Here is a 23,371-nt window from a genome sequence, read left to right as displayed (position 1 = left end):
CCAGCGGTGGCATAATCATGTTTTGCATTTGCGGAGAATCGCCTTGAAGTTAACGACAACATCCTCGACGGCCATTCGCATCGCTGCGTTTGCTGCACTGTGTTTGGCGCAGCAGGTTCAGGCGCAAACCCAGGAAGCCAAGATCGGCTTCGTCAATACGGAGCGCATTTTCCGCGAAGCGACACCGGCCAAATCGGCGCAGGTCAAGATTGACCAGGAATTCTCGAAACGCGAAAAGGAATTGCAGGAAACCGCTGCACGCCTGAAAGCATTGTCCGAGAAGCTCGACAAGGATGTCGCCGTCATTGCGGAGGGCGATCGCCTCAAGCGCCAGCGCGAACTGACCGATCTGGACAAGGATTTTCAGCGCAAGCAGCGTGAATTCCGTGAAGACTTGAACCAGCGCAAGAATGAAGAACTGGCCTCGGTCCTGGAACGCACCACGCGCGTGATCAAACAGATTGCCGAGGCTGAGAAATACGACATTGTGTTTCAGGACGCGGTCTATGCCAGCCCACGCATCGACATCACCGACAAAGTTCTCAAACTCCTCAATAAATAATTCTGACGAAAGCCATCATGAGTACTCGGCTGGTTGAATTGGTCGAACGCTTCGGTGGCCAGTTGCTTGGCGACGCCGACTTGCGTGTCGACGGCATCGCGGCGCTGGATCAAGCCAGCGCGGCGGACATTACCTTTCTTTCCAATCCCAAACTGCGCGCTGCGGCAAGCCAGACTTGTGCCGCTGCAATCATCCTGTCGGCCGCCGACGACGCCGTCATCGGCGCCGCGTTCAAGGGCAGCCGCATCGTGACGGATAATCCGTACGCGTACTTTGCCCGGGTCGCGCAATTGTTCGCGGCGCAGAATGCCATTCCGTTTGCGCCCGGCGTCCACCCGTCGGCCAGCGTCGAGCCCTCGGCAGTGATCGCATCGAGCGCCCACATTGGTGCGCAGGCGGTGATTTCGGCCAATGCCGTCATCGGCGAGCATGCGGTCATCGAGGCCGGTTGCTTCGTCGGCCATGGCGCGAAGATTGGCGTCGCCACGCATTTCCATGCCAAGGTGGTATTTCATGCCCGCTGCGAAATCGGCGCGCGCGGCATCATTCACTCCGGTGCGGTGATTGGCGCCGATGGTTTCGGTTTCGCCAACGAGCGCGGCGCCTGGATCAAGATTCCGCAAACCGGTCGGGTAATGATTGCCGATGATGTCGAAATCGGCGCCAACACCTGCATTGATCGCGGCGCGCTGGCCGATACCGTGATCGAAGAGGGCGTCAAGCTCGACAACCAGATCCAGATTGGCCACAACTGCCACATTGGCGCGCATACCGCGATGGCCGGTTGTGTCGGGGTTGCCGGCAGTGCGGTCATCGGCAAGTACTGCACCTTCGGCGGTGCGGCCATGGTGCTGGGACACTTGACGATTGCGGACAAGGTCCACATCTCGTCGGGCAGCATGGTGACCCGCTCGATAGCGGAGGCGGGCCAGTACACCGGCTTCTATCCGCTGGCCAAAAACGCCGATTGGGAAAAAACTGCGGTCGCCGTGCGCAATTTAGGGTCGATGCGTGAGAAAATCCGGCAACTCGAAAAATCCATCAAATTGCTCACTGAAAAGAATAATGAAAACCCTGGACATTAACCAAATCAAAGAATATTTGCCGCACCGTTATCCGATGCTGCTGGTCGATCGCGTGCTGGACTGGGACTCGGGAAAATCGATCTCGGCGATCAAGAACGTGACCGCCAATGAAGAATTTTTCAATGGCCATTTTCCGCACAAGCCGGTCATGCCCGGTGTGCTGATGATCGAGGCGATGGCGCAGACGGCAGCACTGCTATCGTTCCTGACCATGGGCCAAAAGCCCGATGAAAACAGCGTGGTCTATTTCATCGGCATCGACGGCGTGCGCTTCAAGCGCCCGGTCGTGCCTGGTGACCAGATGCGCATGGATGTCGAGATCGTGCGGCACGCCCGCGGCATCTGGAAATACCACGCCAAGGCCAGCGTCGACGGGCAGACTGTGGTCGAAGCCGATCTGATGTGCACCATGCGCAGCGCCAGCGACGCGACCCAGTCGACGGAGCAGTAATGACGACATTGATCCACCCGACCGCGCTGATCGATCCGAAGGCCGAACTCGACAGCTCGGTCGAAGTCGGTGCGTATTCGATCATCGGCGCGCATGTGCGGATCGGTTCCGGCACAAAAATCGGACCGCATGTGGTCATCGACGGCCACACCACGATCGGCAGCGACAATACGTTTTTTCAGTTCTCCTCCATCGGCGCCGCACCGCAGGACAAGAAATATGCCGGCGAGCCGACCCGGCTCGAGATCGGTCACCGCAACACCATCCGTGAATTCTGCACCTTCAATCTCGGCACCATCCAGGATGTGGGCGTTACCCGCCTGGGCGACGACAACTGGATGATGGCGTATGTCCATCTGGCGCATGACTGCCAGATTGGCAATCACACGATTTTTGCCAACAATGCCCAGCTGGCCGGACATGTGCACGTCGGCGACTGGGCCATCCTGGGCGGTTTTGCCAACGTCCACCAGTTTTGCCAGATTGGCGCGCACGCGATGATCGGCATGAGCACCAGCCTGACGCAGGACGTGCCGCCGTATTTCACCGTGGCCGGCAACCCTGCCGCGGTACACGGCGTCAACAGCGAAGGCATGAAGCGGCGTGGCTTCAGCGCGGCACAGATCTCGGCCATCCGCGCGGCTTACAAGCTGATTTACAAATCCGATCTGACCATGGAACAGGCCAAGGCCGCGCTGCAGGTTGAATCGGCCAATGGCGACGCAAGCTGCGTCGCGGCACTGGAACTGCTGCGCAGTTTCCTTGACAGCAGTACGCGTGGCATCGTCCGCTGAGGCCGGGAACGGGCCGGTGATCGCGATGGTCGCCGGTGAAAGTTCCGGCGATCTGCTGGCCAGCCGCTTGCTGTCCGGATTGCGGCCGCAGTTGCCGCTGGCACGCATGCACGGCATCGGTGGCCCGAAGATGGCCGAATATGGCTTCGTCAGTGACTGGCCGATGGAAAAACTCTCGGTGCGCGGCCTGTTCGAGGTGCTGGCGCACTATCGCGAAATCAAGAACATCCAGAATTCATTGCGCGCCGGCCTGGTGGCGGAGCGCCCGGCGGTCTTCATCGGTGTCGATGCGCCCGATTTCAATCTTGGCCTCGAAGCGGACCTGAAGCACGCGGGTATTCCGACCATGCATTTCATCAGCCCGTCGATCTGGGCGTGGCGCGGTGGCCGCATCAAGAAGATCGAACGCGCGGTGTCGCACATGCTGGTGGTGTTTCCGTTTGAAGAAGCGATCTATCGCAAGGCCGGCATCCCGGTGACCTATGTGGGGCATCCGCTGGCCGAGGTGATCCCGATGGTGCCGGATGTTGCCGCCGCGCGCATCCAGCTCGGTTTGCCGGTCGACGGCAGCGTGGTCGCAATTCTCCCTGGCAGCCGCATGTCGGAGCTGAAGTACAACGCCGTCGCCTTTGTCGAGACCGCCCGCCTGCTGCTGCTGCGCGAACCCGGCATGCGCTTCGTGGTGCCGATGGCAGGCGAGAACCTGAGCCGCTACTTCCATGAACTGATCGCCGCCGCCGAGTTGCGCGATGTGCCGATTCAGGTATTGCAGGGGCAGTCGCACGTCGCGATGGCCGCAGCCGATGCGGTGCTGGTGGCGTCCGGCACGGCGTCGCTGGAGGTGGCGTTGTTCAAGAAGCCGATGGTGATTGCCTACAAGATGCTGCGCGCAAGCTGGGAAATCATGCGTCACATGGGTTACCAGCCGTGGGTCGGCTTGCCGAATATCCTGGCGCAGGAATTCATCGTCCCGGAATTGCTGCAGCAGGCCGCCACTCCGCAGGCCATGGCCGATGCGCTGTGGACGCAGCTCAATGACCATGCCGGGCGCGCCACGCTCACCGAGCGCTTCACGCAGATGCACCATGCGCTGCTGCGCGACACGGCGCGCGAGAGCGCGAATGCGGTCATGAACCTGATCAATCGCGCACACCAGTGATCGAGCCGCTGACCATGCCTGCCTCCCTTGCCCTGTTTGACCACGATGGCGAACTGGTTTGCGGCGTCGACGAGGCCGGTCGCGGACCGCTGGCCGGGCCGGTGTTCGCCGCCGCCGTCATTCTCGACCCGGCGCGCCCGATCGCCGGTTTGCGCGACTCCAAGAAACTGACCGAAGCGCGTCGCGACGCGCTCGCCATCGAGATCAAGGCGCATGCCTTGTCGTGGGCGATCGCCGAATGCTCGCACGCTGAAATCGATCAGATCAATATTCTGCAGGCATCGCTGCTGGCGATGCGCCGCGCGGTGGAAGGATTGCATCGCGTACCCACGCTGGCCCTGATCGATGGCAATCGCTGCCCGGTCATGGCGATCCGCTCGGAAGCCATCGTCGGTGGCGATGACAAGGTCGATGCCATTTCGGCCGCCTCGATTCTCGCCAAGACCGCGCGCGATGCGGCGCTGTATGCACTGCATGAGATCTACCCGGAATACGCCTTCGATCGCCACAAGGGCTATCCCACCGCGCTGCACATGGAGCGATTGCGCCTGCATGGCGTCTCGCCGGTGCACCGGTTGTCGTATGCGCCGGTGCGCAAATTGCTGGCGGGCGGTCAACCATGAAACCCATTACCTCGCGCGAGAATCCGCTCTACAAGGAGCTCAAGCAACTGGCCGGCAGTTCGCAGGCACGCCGCAAGGCCGGGCGCACGCTGCTCGATGGCGTGCATCTGTGCGAGGCGTATTTGCAGCATCTGGGAGCGCCGCGTTTGTGCATCGTCAGTGAAAGCGCGCGCCTGCATCACGAAGTCGTGCCAATTGCGGTGCAATGCGAGGGCGGCGCCAGCCAATGCATTCTGTTGCCGGATGCGCTCTACAACGCGCTAAGCCAGGTCGAGCACGGCGTTGGCCTGATGTTTGTGGTCGACACGCCCGAGCTGACGGCGCCGGCCGCCTTGACCGGCTCTGCCGTGCTGCTCGACAACCTGCAGGACCCGGGCAACATGGGATCGATCCTGCGCAGTGCTGCTGCGGCCGGCATCGAATTCGTGCTGTGCAGTCCCGGCACGGCATTTACCTGGTCGCCGAAGGTGTTGCGCGCCGGCATGGGCGCCCATTTTGTGCTGAAGATTGCCGAAAACGTCGATCTCGCCGCGGTCATCCGCAGTGCCAGCGTACCGGTGCTGGCCACCAGCTCGCATGCCCGGCAAACGATTTTCGAGACCGACCTGAGCCAGCCGGTGGCCTGGTTGTTCGGTCATGAAGGGCAGGGCGTGGCGCAGGAGTTGCTGGCGCTGGCTACACACCAGGTCGCTATTCCGCACCTCGGTGCGATGGAGTCGCTCAATGTGGCTGCCAGTGCGGCGGTCTGTTTCTTCGAACAGGTGCGGCAACGCAGCGCCGCGCCGCGTTGACCAATTGGAGTCGCCATGGAACACCGCTTCCTGCTAAACATGTTGTTCTTTCTGGTGGCGGCGGTCGTGATGGTGCCGCTCGCCAAGCGCCTCGGCATGGGCGCGGTGCTTGGCTATCTATTGGCCGGAACGGCAATCGGACCGTGGGGACTGGGCCTGATCGACAACGTCGACGACATCCTGGAGTTTTCCGAATTTGGTGTCGTGCTGCTGCTGTTCCTGATTGGTCTCGAGCTCGAACCTGCGCGCTTGTGGGCGTTGCGCCGGCCGATCTTTGGCTGGGGTGGGGCGCAGGTCGCGCTGGTCAGTATCGGATTGGGCGCGGCGGCGCTGGCGCTGGGGGTGGACTGGAAGACTGCCATGGTGGCGGCACTCGGGTTGTCGCTGTCGTCCACCGCAATCGTGCTGGCCACGCTGGGCGAGCGCAAGCTGCTGCAAACACCGGCCGGTTCCGTCGGTTTCTCGATCCTGCTGTTCCAGGACATTGCCGCGATTCCGATGATCGGCTTGATACCGCTGCTCGGTGGCGTGGTGAGCGACAGCAGCGCACCGATGTGGCAACGCGTGGGCAAGCTGGTCGCCGTGCTGGCGGCGCTGATCATCGGCGGTCGTTTCCTGGTCAACCCGGCGTTTCGCTTCATCGCCCGCACCGGCCTGCGCGAGCTGTTCACCGCCTTCGCCCTGCTGCTGGTGATCGCCATTTGCCTGCTGATGCAATCGGTCAGCCTGTCGATGGCACTCGGCACCTTCATGGCGGGCGTGGTGCTGGCGGATTCGGAATACCGGCACGAATTGATCAGCGATCTGGAACCGTTCAAGGGCCTGTTGCTGGGCCTGTTCTTCATTGCGGTTGGCATGTCGGTCGATATCGGCGTCCTGCGCGCGCAGCCCTGGCTGATTCTGGCCGCTGTCAGCATCCTGCTGACGATCAAGCTCGGCATCCTGTATCTGCTGTCGAAACGCTTTGCGATTCCATCGAGCCAGCAGTTGTTCTTTGCGATGCTGTTGTCGCAGGGCGGTGAGTTTGCCTTTGTGATTTTTGGCGCCGCCACCGACGCCAGCGTGCTCAGTGCCGGCAATGCGGCGATCCTGGTGGTGGTGGTGACGCTGTCGATGGTGGCGACGCCCTTGCTTCTGCTGTTGCATGACAAGCTGATTGCGCCGCGCCTGCGGGCCGCAAAAAAAGTCCGCAAGGACGACCAGATCGAGGAACAGGACAACCCTGTCCTCATTGCCGGCTTTGGTCGTTTCGGCCAGATCATCGGCCGCCTGCTGTTCGCCAACAAGATTGGCGTGACCGTGCTGGATCACGATCCCGATCAGATCGAATTACTGCGCCGGTTCGGCTACAAGGTGTTCTATGGCGATGCGACCCGGCTTGATCTGCTGATCGCGGCCGGCATCGGCAATGCGCGCACGCTGGTGGTGGCGATTGACGACGTCAGCCAAAGCCTCGCGCTGGTCGACACGGTGCGGCGGAATTTCCCCGATCTGACCATTCTGGCGCGCGCGCGCAACGTCACCCATTTCTACCAGCTCAGAAATCGCGGCGTCACGCTGTTGCAACGCGAAGTCTTCGAATCTGCGTTGCAGCTGGGCGCGCAGGTGCTGGAGCAGCTGGGGTTCGAGGCGGAGCGCGCGCAACAGGCGGCGGCGACGTTTCGTGCCCACAACCTGAAGACGCTCGAAACGGTCTATCCGCATTACAAGGATATCGACAAGGTCGTCTCGCTCACGCGCAAGGCACAGCAAGAGCTGGAAGAGATGTTCTCCCAGGACGCCGCCGCATTCCACGCCGACCAGCAGGCTGCGTCAACATAGCCTTGGCGTGCTGGTGCGGCGCCTCAGGCGTCGGGCGCTTGCTTGAGCAGTGCCTCGAACTGCGCGATCGGCACTGGTCGACTGAACAGATAGCCCTGGTACGCCATGCAGCCATGCAGCTGCAGAAAGGCCAGTTGCGACTCGGTCTCGACACCTTCGGCGATCACATGCAGGCGGAAATTTTTTGCCAGGTCAATGATGGTCTTCACCATGACCGCGTCGTTCGGGTCGGTGGTGATGTCACGCACAAAACTCTGATCGATCTTGATCTGATCCAGCGGCAGTTGTTTCAGATAGGCGAGCGACGAATAGCCGGTGCCGAAGTCATCCATTGACAACTTCACGCCCAGTCCCTTGAGCGCGTACATCTTGCTGACCACGTCGTTGACATCGTTGAGCACCACGCTCTCGGTCAGTTCCAGCTTCAGTCGTGCCGCCACCGTGCCGTGCCGGCGCAGCATCGCCGCCAGCGTCTCGACAAAGTCCGCCTGCCTGAACTGCTGCGCGCTGACGTTCACCGCCAGCGTCAGGTCGCGCGTGGCGGCATGGCCGGCCCATGTCACCAGCTGCCGGCAGGCGGTCTCGAGCACCCAGCCACCGATATCGAGAATCAGCGAGCTTTCCTCTGCAACCGGAATGAACTGCATGGGCGGAACCATGCCGCGTTTGGGATGCAGCCAGCGCACCAGCGCTTCGGCGCCCAGCGCACGCTGGTCACTGTCGACCTGAATCTGGTAGTACAGCTGCAGCTGGCCGTCGGGTACCGCATGACGCAAATCGGCTTCCAGTGCGGCGTGCACTTCGACCGCCAATTGCATCGCTGGATTGAAGAAGCGCACCGCATTGCGGCCGGCATCCTTGGACTTGTACATGGCAATGTCGGCCTGGCGCAGCAAATCGCCGGGCGTCTCCTGGTTGCCGTGATACATGCTCACGCCAATGCTCGATGAGCAATGTTGTTCGTTGCCTCTGAGCTGATAGGGGCGGGTCAGGGCGAGGCGAATTTTTTCGGCAACCAAGGCAGTTTTCTGGGATGCCGTTCCGAGCTGCTCGTCCACTTCAACCAGCAGGACGACGAATTCGTCGCCGCCAATGCGGGCAACCGTATCGACCTCGCGCACGCAGGACCGAATGCGCGCTGTCGCTTCGATGAGCAGCAGATCGCCGAATTCATGTCCGAGTACGTCATTGACGGTCTTGAAGCGGTCCATGTCAATGAACAGCACGGCGCCATAGCAATTGCAACGCGTCGAGGCCGATAATGCCGAGTGGAATCGGTCGGTCAGCAGGCGGCGGTTCGGCAATCCGGTCAAGTCGTCGAAAAAGGCCAGGCTATGGATTTGCGCCTCCGCCTGTTTGCGCGCACTGATATCGTCGAAGTCGATGACGACCTGATTGAGGCTGCCGTCGGCTTGGAATTCCGGAAATGCATTCACCAGCAGCCACACCGGCTTCGCCGTTTTCGTTCCCGTTACCCCAAGCACCAGCCCTTCCATCGGTTTGAGCGAACGAATCACGCGGTTGACCGGGTACTCGTAGGGCGCCATCACCTGTCCATCCTCCGCAATGAAATTCCAGGCCGGATCCAGCGCGATTTTGCCGCGCATCTGGTCGTCGGACAACCCGAGAAGTTCAGACGCACGCGGGTTGCTGAACAGGATGCGGGTATCGGCGCCATGCACCACGATCGCGATGTGCAGGTTGCTGAGCAATTCGCGGTATTGACGTTCGGCGCGGAGTAGTAGCCGCTGTTTCTCCTGCAGTGCTTCCTCCGCCTGTTTGCGATGCGTGATGTCACGGGAGGAGTTGAACAGCACCAATTTGTCATTGAGATTGAGCGACTGGCCGCTGATCTCGACGTCGATCAGGCTGCCATCCTTGCGTCGATGGCGCGTCTCGAACTGGATGCGGACCGGCGCACTGAACTGCTGTGCCAGTCCGGTTCGAATTTCGCTTTCCGACAGCTGCGCATCCCATTGCGTGATGTGCATGCCGATCATCTCGGCGCGCTGGTAACCCAGCATGCTGCAAAATGAATCGCTCGCCTCGATCAATCTTCCGCTCAAATCGATGATGTGAATGCCGTCGCTGGCGTTATGCAGCAGCGCCAGGTTCTTCTCGTTCTCGGCCTGCAGTGCGACGCGCGTCTGCTCGTGCCGGGCGCGACTGCGCAAGGTCTGGATGCCATAGGAAATATTGCCGGCCAGCTCCTCCAGCAGCGTGACTTCCGCCGCGCCAAACGAGAACGGGTCGGCGGCATAGGTGCTGAAGACGCCACACACGCGATTCTCGGCAAACAGCGGCAGCGCAATGCTGGCGCGATAGCCGCGCTGGATCGCGCTGTCGCGCCACGGCTGCATCTGCGGGTTGGTCTCGTAGTCCTGGTTCACCGTGGTGGCCCCGGTCTTGATCGCAGTCCCGACTGGACCGCGGCCGAGGATGGAGTCGGACCAGGTGACAGTGGTGTGTTCCAGATAGCCCTGTTCGAATCCGGACTGGGCGACCGGCCGCACCGATTTTTCCGGATCGTCTTCGGCAAAGCCAATCCAGGCCATCCGGTAGCCGCCGGTGTCAACGGCGAGCGTGCAGATCGCACGCAGAAATTCTGCCTCGGTATGCGCCTGGATCATTGCGGTGCTGCAGGCACTGACCAGTTTGAGCGCGCGCGTGAGCGCGTCGCGTTGCGCATCGTTGCGTTTGCGTTCATCAATATTGACGGTGATGCCAACCAGTCGCCGCCCGGGCGCGTCGCGATCGGACAACTTGCCCTGTTTGGCGAACCAGACCCATCTGCCGTCGTTGGCGCGCAAGCGAAATTCACAGCGATATTGCGCGGTGATTCCGGCCAGATAGTCGGCCAAGCAGCTATCCAGCAACGCGATGTCGTCGGGATGCACGAAAGCCAGCATGCCGTCGTGCAGACAGGCGGCCGTCTCGGCGTCGCCATAACCAAGGCTGTCGAACAGGCGGGTCGGTTTGCGGGTCACTTCACCGGTCACCAGATCGTGATCCCACAGATCCAGTTCGGCCGCCTCCTTTGCAAATTGGAGATGCGCGCCAATGATGTTGTGTACGTCCCGATACGTCATGTGCTACTCCAGAACAGGTCGTCGTCGATGGCTCATTGAAATTTTGCGCCGCAGCCCGAACAGAAGCGGGCGTCGGTCAGCCTGGCTGCACCACATTCGCTGCAAAATCGATCTTGTGCGGCAGTTGCCGCCGGCGCCTTTGCCAGTCGCTGCAGATCGTCGGCCACGCTGCCCGGGCTGCCCTGCATCGCCGCTATCTTGTGCAGGTCATCCGCATTGGTCGGCGCGACGAACATGGAGCGATCGCGTGCGAAGGCCGACAGATGCGTTGCCAGGCCACTGGTGTTTTCGCTCTGACCATTCATGGCGGTAATCCAGCGCTTGCTCTCCTTGCCGAACACCACGGTTTCGAGACGGGCGGTCCAGACCCGCATCGTCATCGAATCGACATGGATGGCATTGCTTTCGGTGCGTACCGTGCTGGAAAAATCATTGCCGAGCTTGTTGCGTGCGGTGGTGTATTGCCCCGACAAATCCAGCCAGATGATTTCCGACACAAAATCGAATCGTCCCCACAGCCGCTGCGATGCCTCGAAACAGAAGCGTCCGACCGAAAAGGCAACGAAGGCAAAGGTGATGTTGGCGGTGATCGACATGTCAATGCCACCGGCTTCGAAGCGCATCACGAACAGCAGCAGTGCCACCGCTGCGGTGCACAGCATCAGCAATCCGTACACGTTGAGATACACCAGCCAGCGGGTGCGGTCGCCGGCCAGCGCGCTCGACAGCGACAACGATTGCAAACCCTTTGACGGCAGCGGCTGGGTCTCCTCGACGATCTCGCCGGTGAAGCTGCCGGTGGCGCTGTCGGAATTGATGACCGGGTCGATGCGCGCGTAGCGGCGGTTGGGGATTTTTTCGACCCATTTCTGCTGCATCACGCGATCGAACTCGCCGATGATCTGGGCTGGATGGGTATTGATATTCAGGCGCAGTACTTCGCAGCTGATGGTGGTTGCTTGCGCGGTAGCCAGCTGGCGCATCAAGGCGACAAAAAACAGCGCCACCGAGACCAGTACGGCGACCAGCAAGAACAAGGCCTGCCAGTGCAAGGTCAGCCAGGGCAGGTCAGGCAGCGAGCGCGCAAAAAAACCTACCGCGACGGGGCCGAGAATGGCCGCGACGACCAGCAGGATTACTGCGGTTTCATTGACGCGGCTGGCGCCTTGCCGCAGCGTTGTCATCGGCCGCAACACCAGCCAGCCTGCAAACAGGAAGTAAAACACCCCGATCCACTGCGCCGTGTGGGGGCGCGAAAATCCCAGCCACGCGACCAGCAGCGAGGCCAGCGTCAGCAGGATCACCAAGCCGTTGCGAAACTGCGACTGCGCCAGGGCCTGCACCGGTTGCGGCGCGAGAATCAGGCGTGGAAAACGGTCGTACAGCAGGCCGTTGAGCGCGCCGATCGGTTCTGGAAAACTCAGTGCGCCGCGGCGCAGGTCTTCCAGCACGACGTTGATCTGGCTGGATTTTCCGATCACGCCATTTTGCAATTCGGGCGCCAGGCCAACCGGCAGGGCGCGCCCGAAAAAGAAACGCAGTCGCGTCATGCCAATCGCGGCGCAGCGGATGCCGTAACCGATCAGCACAATGGCAGCGGCCAGCGGCACGATGAATTTGGCGCTCATGCCATCCAGATTGCTGCGCGCCACCATCAGGCACAGCAAGCCAGCGATCAGATAGAACGTGGCGACGGCGAACTGAAAAAAGTTATCGATGCGGTACGGGTTCGGTAATTCGAGACGCTGGCTTTCCGAGCTGTAATCGTAGGTCATCAGTCATTCCATCCAGGTTCAGTATTGATGTTTGTCGATTTTGATCTCTTGCAAAATCATCGTGGCGATCTCTTCGATCGACTTGGCAGTCGACGACATCCAGCGGATGCCCTCGCGGCGCATCATGGCCTCGGCTTCGTTGACCTCGTAACGGCAGTTTTCGATTGCGGCGTATTTGCTGCCCGGCCGGCGCTCGTTGCGTACCTCGGACAAGCGATCCGGCGTAATCGACAGGCCGAAGATCTTCGACTTGTACGGCAACAGGCCGCTGGGTAATTTGGCGCGCTCAAAGTCTTCGGGAATCAACGGATAGTTGGCCGCCTTGATCCCGTATTGCATGGCCAGGTACAGCGTGGTCGGCGTTTTTCCGGAGCGCGAGACACCCACCAGAATCACGTCGGCCATGGCCAGGTTCTTGTGCGACTGGCCATCGTCATGCGCCAGCGAGAAGTTGATCGCCTCGATGCGATTCTTGTAATCGTCCGAGTCGGCGATGTTGTGACTGCGTCCTACCGAGTGGGTCGATTTTGCATCGAGTTCCTGCTCCAGCGGTTCGACAAAGGTATGGATCAGGTCCATGTACATGCCGGCCGATTGCTGAATCACGACCGACAGATCGTCCTGCACCAGCGTTGAAAAGACAATCGGGCGCTTGCCGTCGGAGAGAAAGGCCTGGTTGATGCGCTTGGCCGCATCGTGCGCCTTGTCGCGCGTATCGACGAATGGCATGCGGATCTGCCGGAAGCGCAAGTCGAACTGCGTGAGCACCGCATGACCAAAGGTTTCGGCAGTAATGCCGGTGCCGTCGGAGACAAAAAATACCGTGCGATCGATTGGTGGGAGTTGGTGTGCTGCAATTTCAGGAGGGTTCATCGTGTTCACGAGGTCAATTGGCGAGGTCAAAAACGGTTGCAGCGGGTAAAATGGCCGCCAGTGTTGATTCCGCGGGCCGCGCTGGCAACTTCAGCAAGTTGAAAGTGTACGGGCCAACGCGGTACGCGTGCAGATTTCTTATCATCAAAGCAGAGGTTCTCATGATTAACGCACTTGAAGCAGCAACAACAGGAGCAGTCCAGGAAGCCAGTTATGTAGTCGCATTCGAAAACCTGCGTATGGACGATGTCGATTCGGTCGGCGGGAAAAACTCCTCGCTGGGCGAAATGATCAGCCAACTGGCCGGCGCCGGTGTGCGCGTGCCGGGTGGTTTTGCCACCACAGCGCAGGCCTTCCGTGATTTTTTGTCGTACAGCGAAAACGGCGGCGCGACGCTCGCGCAGCGCATCGCCGACCGTCTGGTGTCGCTCGACATCGATGACGTGCGCGCACTGGCGCAGGCCGGCAATGAAATTCGCGAGTGGATCGTGCAGACCCCGTTCCAGCCGCGCCTGCAGGAACAGATCAACACCTTCTACCAGCAACTGGTGGCCGATTCGGTTGGCGAGATGTCGTTTGCAGTGCGCTCGTCGGCCACCGCCGAAGATTTGCCCGACGCGTCGTTTGCCGGGCAACAGGAAACCTTCCTCAATGTGGTCGGCATCGACAACGTCCTTGAGGCGATGAAGCATGTGTTCGCATCGCTGTACAACGACCGGGCCATTTCGTATCGGGTGCACAAGGGCTTCACCCACGCCGAGGTGGCCTTGTCCGCCGGTGTGCAGCGCATGGTGCGCTCGGACCTGGGCGCAGCCGGCGTGATGTTCACGCTGGATACCGAATCCGGCTTCCGCGATGTCGTCTTCATCACGTCCAGCTACGGACTGGGCGAAACAGTGGTGCAGGGCGCCGTCAATCCGGACGAGTTTTACGTGCACAAGCCAATGCTGGAACAAGGCAAGCTGCCGATCATCCGGCGCAACATCGGCTCGAAGCTGATCAAGATGGAATTCACCGCCGATGCCAAGGCTGGCCGTTCGGTCAAGACCGTCGATGTGCCGATCGAAATGCGCAATCGCTATTCGCTCACCGACACGGAAATCGTCGAGCTGTCGAAGTACGCCGTCATCATCGAAAAGCATTACGGCCGTCCAATGGACATCGAGTGGGGCAAGGATGGCCGCGACGGCAAGCTGTACATCCTGCAGGCGCGTCCGGAAACCGTGAAGTCGCAGCAGAAGGCGACCGACGCGCAGCAGCGCTTCAAGCTCAAGGGCAGCAGCACGGTGCTGGTGTCGGGGCGCGCGATTGGCCAGAAAATTGGCGCCGGTCCGGTGCGCGTGATTCACGATGCGGCCGACATGGAACGGGTCCAGCCGGGCGACGTGCTGGTGGCTGACATGACCGATCCGAACTGGGAGCCGGTCATGAAGCGGGCCGCCGCCATTGTCACCAATCGCGGTGGTCGCACCTGTCACGCGGCGATCATCGCGCGTGAACTGGGCGTTCCTGCAGTAGTGGGCTGCGGCGATGCCACCGAGTTGCTCAAGGATGGCACCTTCGTCACCGTGTCCTGCGCCGAGGGCGACGAGGGCCGCATCTACGACGGCCTGCTGGAAACCGAGATCACCGAAGTCATGCGCGGCGAGCTGCCAAAGCTGCCACTGAAAATCATGATGAACGTCGGCAATCCGCAACTGGCATTTGATTTCCAGTCGATTCCGAACAATGGCGTCGGCCTGGCCCGTCTTGAGTTCATCATCAACAACAACATCGGTGTCCATCCGAAAGCGATTCTGGAATATCCGAATATCGATCCGGATCTGAAGAAAGCGGTCGAGTCAGTCGCGCGCGGTCATGCATCACCAAAGGCGTTCTACGTCGACAAGCTGGCCGAAGGCATCGCCACCATCGCCGCCGCCTTCTGGCCCAAGCCGGTCATCGTGCGCCTGTCGGACTTCAAGTCGAATGAGTACAAAAAGCTCATTGGCGGGTCGCGCTACGAGCCGGACGAAGAAAACCCGATGCTCGGTTTCCGCGGCGCGGCGCGTTACCTGTCGGCCGATTTCGCCGAGTCGTTCGAAATGGAATGCCTGGCCATGAAACGGGTGCGCAATGACATGGGCCTGTCCAATGTCGAAATCATGGTGCCGTTTGTACGTACGCTGGGCCAGGCCGAAAAAGTGGTGGACCTGCTGGGCAAGAACGGTCTCAAGCGCGGTGAAAACGGTTTGCGCCTGATCATGATGTGCGAAGTGCCATCGAATGCGATCCTGGCCGAACAATTCCTCGAATTCTTCGACGGCTTCTCGATCGGTTCGAACGATCTGACCCAGTTGACGCTGGGCCTGGATCGCGATTCCGGCATGGAATTGCTGGCCGCCGATTTCGACGAGCGTGACCCGGCAGTACGGGCCTTGCTGTCGAAAGCCATTGCGGCCTGCCGCGCGCAGGGCAAGTACATCGGCATTTGCGGTCAGGGTCCGTCGGATCACCCGGATTTTGCGGAATGGCTGATGCTGGAAGGGATTGAGTCGATCTCGCTCAACCCGGATTCGGTGATTGATACCTGGCAAAAACTGGCTGCGTTAAAAGCGTCTACTTAACGCAACAGCGATTGTCATTTAATTATTAGTACTCCGGTAATATCGACTAGACTCGTTTGACATTGAATCGAATAACAAATCAAACAGTTCTATCTTGAAAAGTTAAACCCTCGTGGCTTTCTGGCTGCGGGGGTTTTGTTTTTTTTGGCGACGCTTTGGCGCGCTTGCCGGTTGAATTGAAAGACGGGAAAAATCATGGCGCAATGGATGGCGTGGGCGATCGCAGCCGGTCTGCTCGTAATGCTGGAGATCTTCACCGGGACGTTCTATCTGCTGATGATCGCATTCGGCATCATCGCCGGCGCGATTGCCGCCGCATTGGACCTGCCATCGGGCGTGCAATTCATCGTCGCGGCAGTGGTGGGCGCCGTGGCAACGGTGGCGCTGAACCGCAGCAAGCTGGGCAAGACCACCCGTACCGACTCCGCGCGCGATCCAAATGTCAATCTGGATATCGGACAAGCGGTCACGATTGCAGTCTGGACCATGCCGGAAGGCGGCACGCCGGTAGCGCGCGTGATGCATCGCGGCGCGCAATGGGATGTCGAATATGCCGGCAGCGGAACGCCGGCGCCTGGCATCCATCAGATCATCGAAATCCGCGGCAGTTGTCTGCTGGTCAAACCAATGCATTCTCACAAGGGGTAAAACATGGAATTGAATTTCGGCGGTGTCTCTCTGATCATCTTCATCCTGGCGGTGGTGTTCGTAATGAAGACCATCAACGTGGTGCCGCAACAGCACGCACTGGTGGTCGAACGGCTCGGCAAATTCCACACCATTCTCACGCCTGGCCTGCATATCGTGATTCCGTTCATCGATCGCATCGCTTACAAGCACATCCTCAAGGAGATTCCGCTCGACGTGCCGCCGCAAGTCTGTATCACCAAGGACAACACGCAGCTGCAGGTCGATGGCGTGCTGTACTTCCAGGTGACTGATCCGATGCGCGCGTCGTATGGCACGTCCAACTATCTGGCCGCGATTACGCAACTGGCGCAGACCACGCTACGCTCGGTCATCGGCAAGATGGAACTCGACAAGACTTTCGAAGAGCGTGATCACATCAACACCACCATCGTCAATGCGATCGATGAATCGGCGGCCAACTGGGGCGTCAAGGTGCTGCGCTACGAGATCAAGGATCTGACGCCACCGAAGGAAATCCTGCACGCGATGCAGGCACAAATCACCGCAGAACGTGAGAAGCGGGCGCTGATCGCGGCCTCCGAAGGACGCAAGCAGGAGCAGATCAATATCGCGACCGGTGAACGCGAAGCCTCGATCGCCAAATCCGAGGGCGAGAAACAGGCCTCGATCAACCGTGCCGAAGGCCAGGCCGCCGCCATCGTCGCAATTGCCGAAGCCAGTGCCGAGGCGCTACGCAAGACCGCTGCCGCGATTCGCGAGCCGGGTGGCGCCGACGCGGTGAATCTGAAAGTCGCGGAGCAGTATGTGGCGGCGTTCGCGCATCTTGCCAAGACCAACAATTCGATCATCGTGCCCGCCAACCTGAGCGACATGAGTGGCCTGATTGCCGGCGCCATGCAGGTCGTGAAGTCGCAGCAAAAAATCTGACGCGCTGCAGCGCAACGCTGCATCGGTGTCGCCGCATCTGGGCGGCGACACCGCCCTGGTCGTCAGAGGTGGCGGAAGGGTCGCACGTACATTGACGTGCGTCAGTACATCCAACCGCGAATCCGCGGAACGTTCAGGTTCGTATTAATTGATATGGCGCGAGTGACGTTGGTCGCCTGGAGCGGCTCACCGTCCTCAAATCATCAGTGGAACATTGATCGATCGCATCAATACGGTTGAAAGGCGGTGCTTTGCCGCTTGCGCGTGTTGACGAATTGACCATTCATTATTACTGTTGGTTAAATTGACAAAGTAACCATGGAGTTAATTCGTGCGAACCCTATTTTTTGCATCGCATCACCCGCTGAATGGCCGCGCCTCGACCTGGACAGGAGCTCTGCAATGAGGGACCTTGAATTGCCCGGATTTGGCAAATCCGACATCGAAGCCTGTCTGGACAAGGCGTCCGACGGGGATATCGACAGACTCGATTTCGGCGCGGTTGAGGTCGACAGGAGCGGGGTGGTCGTGAAATGCAATGCGACGGAGGGCGCGCTGGTCGGCTGCGACCCGGCACTTGCGATCGGGAAGAATTTCTTTACCGACGTCGCTCCCTGCACTGCAACACCGGCGTTCAAGGGCGTGTTTGAGACCGGTGTGCGGGATAACAGCTTGAATACGATGTTCGAGTTTCTGCTGGACTGCGGCAGGGCCTCGACCAGGGTCAAGGTCCACATGAAAAAAGCACTGGGCGGCGAGACCTGCTGGATCTTCCTCAAACCGTTGTAACCGATATTGGCAAGACCCTTCCGGACCGTCAGCGACGGTGCGTCTTCATCGCCTGCGCCACTTCGCGCTTGCCATCGCGTTCCCGTTCGGTATCGCGCTTGTCATGTTCCTTCTTGCCTTTTGCCAGGCCGATTTCGCACTTGATCCGGCCACCCACGTAATGCAGGTTGATCGGCACAACGGTATAGCCGGAGCGGTCCACCTTGCCGATCAGCTTCTTGATTTCGGCGGCATGCAGCAGCAGCTTGCGGGTGCGCGTGGCTTCCGGATGCACGTGGGTCGAGGTTGAGGTCAGTGCACTGATATGGGCGCCGAACAGGAACAGCTCGCCGCCGCGCTCAATCACGTAGGCTTCCTTGAGTTGCACGCGCCCGGCGCGGATCGACTTGGCCTCCCACCCTTGCAGCGAAAGACCGGCTTCGAAGCGCTCTTCGACAAAATAATCGTGAAAGGCTTTTCTGTTATCAACTATGGTCATGAGGTAAAAATGGATGCAGTCGGTTAGAATTTCGGACTTCTGATGTTATGAAACGGTATAAACGCAATGGCAGTGGTTCACAAATCAGTTTTTCTTGGTTTTAGTGCCGAACAAATGTTTGCACTGGTCGACAAGGTCGAAGACTATCCCACATTTCTGCCATGGTGTGGCGGAGTCGAAGTGCATCGCACCGAAGAAAATCGGCTGACGGCGACGCTGCAAATCAATTATCACGGTATCAGGCAAACCTTTACCACTGAAAATACCAACCAGCCGCCCGGCTTGATGACGATGCGGCTGGTCGACGGACCCTTCAAGTCGTTGCACGGCACCTGGACATTCAAGTCGTTGCGCGCCGACGCCTGCAAGATTGATTTTGATTTGCAATATGAGTTTTCGAATCGCCTGATCGAGGGCGTCATTGGCCCGGTCTTCAACATGATCGCCAACAGTTTCGTCGATTCGTTCTGCAAGCGCGCCGAAGTGGTGTATGGCTGACGCGTTGCTGCCGGTGCAGGTGTGCTACGCGCTGCCGGAGCGGCAACTCTGCATTGACCTGCAAGTCGCGCTCGGCAGCACGATTGCCGACGCGGTCGCGCTGGCGATGCCGGACATCGACCTGACGCGGCACCGGGTCGGCATCTTTGCCCGGCTCAAAACGCCCGAGACAACTTTGCGCGCGCATGACCGGATCGAAATCTACCGGCCGTTGGTGGCCGATCCCAAGGACGCACGGCGCCGACGGGCCCGCAAGGAAACTTGATCCGGCGCGATTATTTGCAGTCGCTGATCACGCGCTGGGTATTCTTGACTTCGGTGGCACGTTGTTCATCACTGAGGATGCTGCGCTCGCCGTTTTTGTCGGTGGTCGAAATTCGCACACCGTCGTCGAGGGTGCGTGCATAAGAGCGCGCTTTTTCGCAATTGGCGGCCTTGTCAGCCAGCTGCTTTGCCTTGTCAGCGGCTTTCTTGTCGCTGTCGGCCTGTTCCAGTTTGCGTTTCTGGAAATCGGCATTGCGCTCCGCGGTGGTCAGTGGCGCCGGTGCTTTCGCGGCATCGACCGCGCCGCCCTCGGCCGGCGTTGTGGCCGCCGGCGGTGCGGCGCGCGTGACGCCGGGTTCCTTGAGGATCTGACTGCGCGGAATCGATGCCGGTGGTGGCACGTCGGAGTATTGCTTGACGCCTTTGCCATCGACCCACACGTACTGGGCGATGGCCAGGCTGCCGGCGCTGGACAGAAGCAGGCCAAGGAACAGGGTGCGAATGGTGGGGAAATGCAGTTTCATGATGTGCTCGACCTTCGAATTTGATTCGTGGCAACTATTTCGCCATGCTTTGACCCCCCTGTCAATGCGCGCACCCTGATTTTGGTTGACGATCGGCACTTTCTGAACGGACGGGGCAAAAGGTTTTCTGTATAATTCGGTTTTGCGCCAATAGGAAACACTATGCGTCTAGTTCAAAAGGCACTCACGTTCGATGATGTGCTGCTCGTTCCCGCTTATTCCAACATCCTTCCAAAAGATACCTCCCTAAAAACACGCCTGTCACGCAACATCACGCTCAACATTCCCTTGTTGTCGGCGGCGATGGATACCGTGACCGAGTCGCGCCTTGCGATTGCAATGGCGCAAGAAGGGGGTATCGGCTTCATCCACAAGAATCTCACGCCACGCGAACAGGCCCGTGAAGTCTCCCGGGTCAAGCGGTTCGAATCCGGTGTCGTGCGTGACCCGATCACGATTCCGCCGAACATGCGCATCCGCGATGTAATTGCACTGTCGGCCCAGCATGGAATCAGTGGCTTCCCGGTCGTCGAAGGGAAAAAAGTCATCGGCATCATCACCAACCGCGATTTGCGCTTTGAAGAAGATCTGGATGCCGAGGTCCGCTCCAAGATGACTTCGCGCGACAAGCTGGTGTTCGTCAAGGATGGCGCCGAGCTGTCCGAAGCCAAGCGACTGATGAACAAGCACCGGCTGGAGCGGGTGCTGGTGGTGGATGATGATTTCGAATTGCGCGGCCTGATTACCGTCAAGGACATCCAGAAATCCACTGAGCATCCGTTTGCCTGCAAGGACGAATTCGGCAAGTTGCGCGTTGGCGCTGCGGTCGGGGTCGGTTCCGACAATGACGAGCGCATTGAATTGCTGGTCGCTGCCGGGGTCGATGTGATCGTCGTCGATACAGCGCACGGCCATTCGCAGGGCGTGCTGGATCGGGTGCGCTGGGTCAAGAAGCATTTCCCGCACGTCGATGTCATCGGTGGCAACATTGCCACCGCTGCCGCGGCCAAGGCGCTGGCAGATCATGGCGCCGACGGTGTCAAGGTCGGCATCGGCCCGGGCTCGATCTGCACCACGCGCATCGTCGCGGGTGTCGGTGTGCCGCAGATCACGGCCATTTCGAATGTCGCGCAGGCCCTGAAGGGCACGGGCATTCCATGTATCGCCGATGGCGGCATCCGCTATTCCGGCGACATCTCGAAAGCACTGGCGGCTGGCGCCTCCAGCGTCATGATGGGCAGCATGTTCGCCGGCACCGAAGAAGCGCCTGGCGAAGTGATTCTGTATCAGGGCCGCAGCTACAAATCGTATCGCGGCATGGGCAGCCTGGCGGCGATGGCCGATGGCTCGGCCGACCGCTATTTTCAGGATGCGGGCAACAGCAACGACAAGTTTGTCCCGGAAGGCATCGAAGGCCGGGTGCCGTACAAGGGCAGCGTGCTGGCCATCCTGTATCAGCTGGTTGGCGGCGTGCGTTCCTCGATGGGCTACTGCGGTTGCGAAACCATCGAGGACTTGCGCGAACGCGCCGAGTTCGTCGAGATTACGTCGGCCGGCATGCGCGAGTCCCATGTGCATGATGTCCAGATCACCAAGGAAGCGCCGAACTACCGCGCTGATTGATCGGCTCGCTGTTGTAAATCAAAGCAGGGCTGCCGGTATTGCCGGGCAGCCCTGCTGACGTTTTATCCATCGCATTCATTTACTTTTCCGACAACTGCCATGCATTCAAAAATTCTGATTCTCGATTTCGGTTCACAGGTGACCCAGCTGATCGCACGCCGGGTGCGCGATGCGGGTGTGTTTTCCGAGGTGTTTCCCTACGACGTCAGCGATGAATTCGTGCGCAACTACGGTGCTGCCGGCGTGATTTTGTCAGGCGGGCCGAACTCGGTCATCGATGGCGAAACGCCACGCGTGCCGCAAGCCGTGTTCGAACTGGGTGTGCCGGTGCTCGGGATCTGCTACGGCATGCAGGCAATGGCAGAGCAACTGGGCGGCAAAGTTGAGAATGGCACGGTGCGTGAATTCGGCTACGCGGAAGTGCGCGCACGCGGCCACACGACGTTGCTGTCGGATATCAGTGATTTCGTCACGCCGCAAGGCGAGGGCATGCTCAAGGTCTGGATGAGCCACGGCGACAAGGTCACCGAGATGCCGGCCGGATTCAAGGTGATGGGATCGAACCCGAGCTGCGAGATCGCCGCCATGGCCGATGAGACGCGCAAGTTCTACGCGGTCCAGTTCCATCCGGAAGTCACGCACACGCTGCAGGGCAAGGCCATCCTGGGACGGTTCGTGCATCAGATCTGCGGCCTCAAATCCGACTGGAACATGCCCGACTATATTGCCGAAGCAGTCGCGTCGATCCGCGCCCAGGTCGGCAGCGACGAGGTGATCCTGGGATTGTCCGGCGGCGTCGACAGCAGCGTTGCGGCAGCCCTGATTCATCGCGCGATCGGCAGCCAGCTGACCTGCGTGTTCGTCGACCACGGCCTGTTGCGTCTCGACGAAGGCAAGATGGTGATGGAGATGTTCGCCGATCATCTGGGCGTGAAAGTCATCCGCATCGATGCCGCCGAAACCTTCCTCGGACATCTGGCCGGTGTCACCGATCCGGAGGCCAAGCGCAAGATCATCGGCCGCGAATTCGTCGAGGTGTTCCAGGTCGAGGCCGGCAAACTCAAGAATGCCAAATGGCTGGCGCAGGGCACGATTTATCCGGACGTGATCGAAAGCGCCGGCAAGGGCAAGAAGGGTCACACCATCAAGAGCCACCACAACGTTGGCGGCTTGCCGGAAACACTGAACCTGAAGTTGCTGGAGCCGCTGCGCGAACTGTTCAAGGATGAGGTCCGCGCACTGGGCGTGGCACTGGGCTTGCCGGCGACGATGGTGTATCGCCATCCGTTCCCGGGACCGGGCCTGGGCGTACGCATTCTGGGTGAAGTCAAACGGGAATTTGCCGATCTGCTGCGGCGTGCCGATGCGATCTTCATCGACGAGCTGCGCAACGGCACGATGGACTTGCCTGCCGGCGTCGACAGCCAGGGTGAGTACAAGAACTGGTACGAGGCCACCAGCCAGGCCTTTGCCGTGTTTCTGTCGGTGAAGTCGGTCGGCGTCATGGGCGATGGCCGCACCTACGAATACGTGGTGGCATTGCGCGCCGTGCAAACGCAGGATTTCATGACCGCACATTGGGCGCATTTGCCGCATGCCTTGCTGGGCCGGATCTCCAACCGCATCATCAACGAAGTCCGCGGCATCAACCGCGTGGTCTACGACATCTCCGGCAAGCCGCCGGCGACGATCGAGTGGGAATGATTTTAGGTCTTTCGGCAGCTTTCGTGGACTATCGGGAAAGTCACTTAACTTATTGATTTATATAAGTTTATTCCACGAAAGCTATCCGCATCTATTGACGACAAGCGAAACGTTTTGTCGGTAATCCTGACGGTAATGAAAGCTAGGCAAGTCATCTAAAAATATTTACCGTCTGACTGTTTTCGGCTCTGACGGTAAAAAATAAGAGGAAGAGCTAGTATTCATGCGGGTTTCAGAGCATTCTGTGTCTTTTGAGCCGTTGACGGTAAAATTGCCGTTCTCAG

At 59.8% G+C, this 23,371-nt stretch carries 21 protein-coding genes; 16 read left to right on the top strand and 5 right to left on the bottom strand.

Annotated elements, in window-relative coordinates:
• Positions 1-43: 43 nt before the first annotated feature.
• From RCH09_RS11485 to kefC, 8 genes are read left to right on the top strand one after another with little or no spacing between them, the layout of a single operon-like run.
• Positions 44-562 (top strand): OmpH family outer membrane protein, encoded by a 519-nt coding sequence (locus RCH09_RS11485; protein WP_442785032.1) that lies wholly within the window; start codon positions 44-46, stop codon positions 560-562.
• Between the two features lie 17 nt (positions 563-579).
• Entirely contained in the window at positions 580-1,647 is a 1,068-nt protein-coding gene (gene lpxD, locus RCH09_RS11480; protein WP_326941220.1) for a UDP-3-O-(3-hydroxymyristoyl)glucosamine N-acyltransferase, read from the top strand.
• Positions 1,628-2,098: a 3-hydroxyacyl-ACP dehydratase FabZ gene (fabZ, locus tag RCH09_RS11475; protein WP_326941219.1), complete on the top strand. Its 471-nt coding sequence runs from the start codon at positions 1,628-1,630 to the stop codon at positions 2,096-2,098. The genes lpxD and fabZ overlap by 20 nt, the downstream gene beginning before the upstream one ends.
• Positions 2,098-2,892, top strand: a complete 795-nt coding sequence (gene lpxA / locus RCH09_RS11470) for an acyl-ACP--UDP-N-acetylglucosamine O-acyltransferase (protein WP_326941218.1) — start codon at positions 2,098-2,100, stop codon at positions 2,890-2,892. Before fabZ ends, lpxA begins: the two co-directional genes overlap by 1 nt.
• Positions 2,893-2,917: 25 nt before the next feature.
• Positions 2,918-4,051: a lipid-A-disaccharide synthase gene (lpxB, locus tag RCH09_RS11465; protein ID WP_326941274.1), complete on the top strand. Its 1,134-nt coding sequence runs from the start codon at positions 2,918-2,920 to the stop codon at positions 4,049-4,051.
• Between the two features lie 14 nt (positions 4,052-4,065).
• A complete protein-coding gene (rnhB, locus tag RCH09_RS11460; RefSeq protein ID WP_326941217.1) occupies positions 4,066-4,674 on the top strand; it encodes a ribonuclease HII in 609 nt (202 codons plus the stop codon).
• On the top strand, positions 4,671-5,465 hold the full coding sequence (locus RCH09_RS11455) for a TrmH family RNA methyltransferase (RefSeq protein WP_326941215.1): 795 nt from the start codon (positions 4,671-4,673) through the stop codon (positions 5,463-5,465). The genes rnhB and RCH09_RS11455 overlap by 4 nt, the downstream gene beginning before the upstream one ends.
• A gap of 15 nt (positions 5,466-5,480) precedes the next feature.
• Entirely contained in the window at positions 5,481-7,286 is a 1,806-nt protein-coding gene (gene kefC / locus RCH09_RS11450; RefSeq protein ID WP_326941214.1) for a glutathione-regulated potassium-efflux system protein KefC, read from the top strand.
• 23 nt (positions 7,287-7,309) lie between these two features.
• Here kefC and RCH09_RS11445 read toward each other — a convergent pair whose 3' ends face one another.
• From RCH09_RS11445 to ppsR, 3 genes are read right to left on the bottom strand one after another with little or no spacing between them, the layout of a single operon-like run.
• Positions 7,310-10,375, bottom strand: coding sequence for a sensor domain-containing phosphodiesterase (locus tag RCH09_RS11445; protein ID WP_326941213.1), 3,066 nt, complete (start codon positions 10,373-10,375; stop codon positions 7,310-7,312).
• 32 nt (positions 10,376-10,407) lie between these two features.
• On the bottom strand, positions 10,408-12,150 hold the full coding sequence (locus RCH09_RS11440) for a zinc ribbon domain-containing protein (protein WP_326941212.1): 1,743 nt from the start codon (positions 12,148-12,150) through the stop codon (positions 10,408-10,410).
• An 18-nt stretch (positions 12,151-12,168) separates the two neighbouring features.
• The gene (gene ppsR / locus RCH09_RS11435) at positions 12,169-13,023 is read right to left on the bottom strand and encodes a posphoenolpyruvate synthetase regulatory kinase/phosphorylase PpsR (protein WP_326941211.1); all 855 of its coding nucleotides are present in this window, start codon (positions 13,021-13,023) and stop codon (positions 12,169-12,171) included.
• A 161-nt stretch (positions 13,024-13,184) separates the two neighbouring features.
• Here ppsR and ppsA point away from each other — a divergent pair, with 161 nt between their 5' ends.
• The 4 genes from ppsA (at position 13,185) to RCH09_RS11415 (ending at position 17,996) form a co-directional block, all read left to right on the top strand.
• The gene (ppsA, locus tag RCH09_RS11430) at positions 13,185-15,629 is read left to right on the top strand and encodes a phosphoenolpyruvate synthase (protein ID WP_326941210.1); all 2,445 of its coding nucleotides are present in this window, start codon (positions 13,185-13,187) and stop codon (positions 15,627-15,629) included.
• Between the two features lie 195 nt (positions 15,630-15,824).
• Entirely contained in the window at positions 15,825-16,277 is a 453-nt protein-coding gene (locus RCH09_RS11425; RefSeq protein ID WP_326941209.1) for an NfeD family protein, read from the top strand.
• A gap of 3 nt (positions 16,278-16,280) precedes the next feature.
• Positions 16,281-17,207, top strand: a complete 927-nt coding sequence (locus RCH09_RS11420) for an SPFH domain-containing protein (RefSeq protein ID WP_326941208.1) — start codon at positions 16,281-16,283, stop codon at positions 17,205-17,207.
• 402 nt (positions 17,208-17,609) lie between these two features.
• Positions 17,610-17,996, top strand: coding sequence for a PAS domain-containing protein (locus RCH09_RS11415; RefSeq protein ID WP_326941207.1), 387 nt, complete (start codon positions 17,610-17,612; stop codon positions 17,994-17,996).
• Positions 17,997-18,024: 28 nt separating this feature from the next.
• Here the strand turns inward: RCH09_RS11415 and smpB are convergent, their stop codons facing one another.
• On the bottom strand, positions 18,025-18,474 hold the full coding sequence (gene smpB / locus RCH09_RS11410) for an SsrA-binding protein SmpB (protein WP_326941206.1): 450 nt from the start codon (positions 18,472-18,474) through the stop codon (positions 18,025-18,027).
• Positions 18,475-18,540: 66 nt separating this feature from the next.
• On the opposite strand from smpB, the gene RCH09_RS11405 reads away from it, so the two are divergent.
• Positions 18,541-18,972 carry a type II toxin-antitoxin system RatA family toxin gene (locus RCH09_RS11405; protein ID WP_326941205.1) on the top strand — a complete coding sequence of 144 codons (432 nt, stop codon included), beginning with the start codon at positions 18,541-18,543 and terminating at the stop codon, positions 18,970-18,972.
• A complete protein-coding gene (locus RCH09_RS11400; protein WP_326941204.1) occupies positions 18,965-19,237 on the top strand; it encodes an RnfH family protein in 273 nt (90 codons plus the stop codon). Before RCH09_RS11405 ends, RCH09_RS11400 begins: the two co-directional genes overlap by 8 nt.
• 10 nt (positions 19,238-19,247) lie before the next feature.
• Here RCH09_RS11400 and RCH09_RS11395 read toward each other — a convergent pair whose 3' ends face one another.
• Entirely contained in the window at positions 19,248-19,760 is a 513-nt protein-coding gene (locus RCH09_RS11395) for a DUF4124 domain-containing protein (protein WP_326941203.1), read from the bottom strand.
• A gap of 162 nt (positions 19,761-19,922) precedes the next feature.
• Between RCH09_RS11395 and guaB the strand changes: the two genes are divergently transcribed.
• Both guaB and guaA read left to right on the top strand, forming a co-directional pair.
• Complete coding sequence (guaB, locus tag RCH09_RS11390; protein ID WP_326941202.1) at positions 19,923-21,383, top strand: IMP dehydrogenase; 1,461 nt, start codon at positions 19,923-19,925, stop codon at positions 21,381-21,383.
• Positions 21,384-21,482: 99 nt separating this feature from the next.
• Complete coding sequence (gene guaA / locus RCH09_RS11385; RefSeq protein WP_326941201.1) at positions 21,483-23,087, top strand: glutamine-hydrolyzing GMP synthase; 1,605 nt, start codon at positions 21,483-21,485, stop codon at positions 23,085-23,087.
• Positions 23,088-23,371 lie beyond the last annotated feature (284 nt).

This window comes from Actimicrobium sp. GrIS 1.19 (assembly GCF_035984655.1).
Classification (GTDB): domain Bacteria; phylum Pseudomonadota; class Gammaproteobacteria; order Burkholderiales; family Burkholderiaceae_D; genus Actimicrobium.
This window is presented reverse-complemented; position numbering and strand designations above follow the sequence as displayed.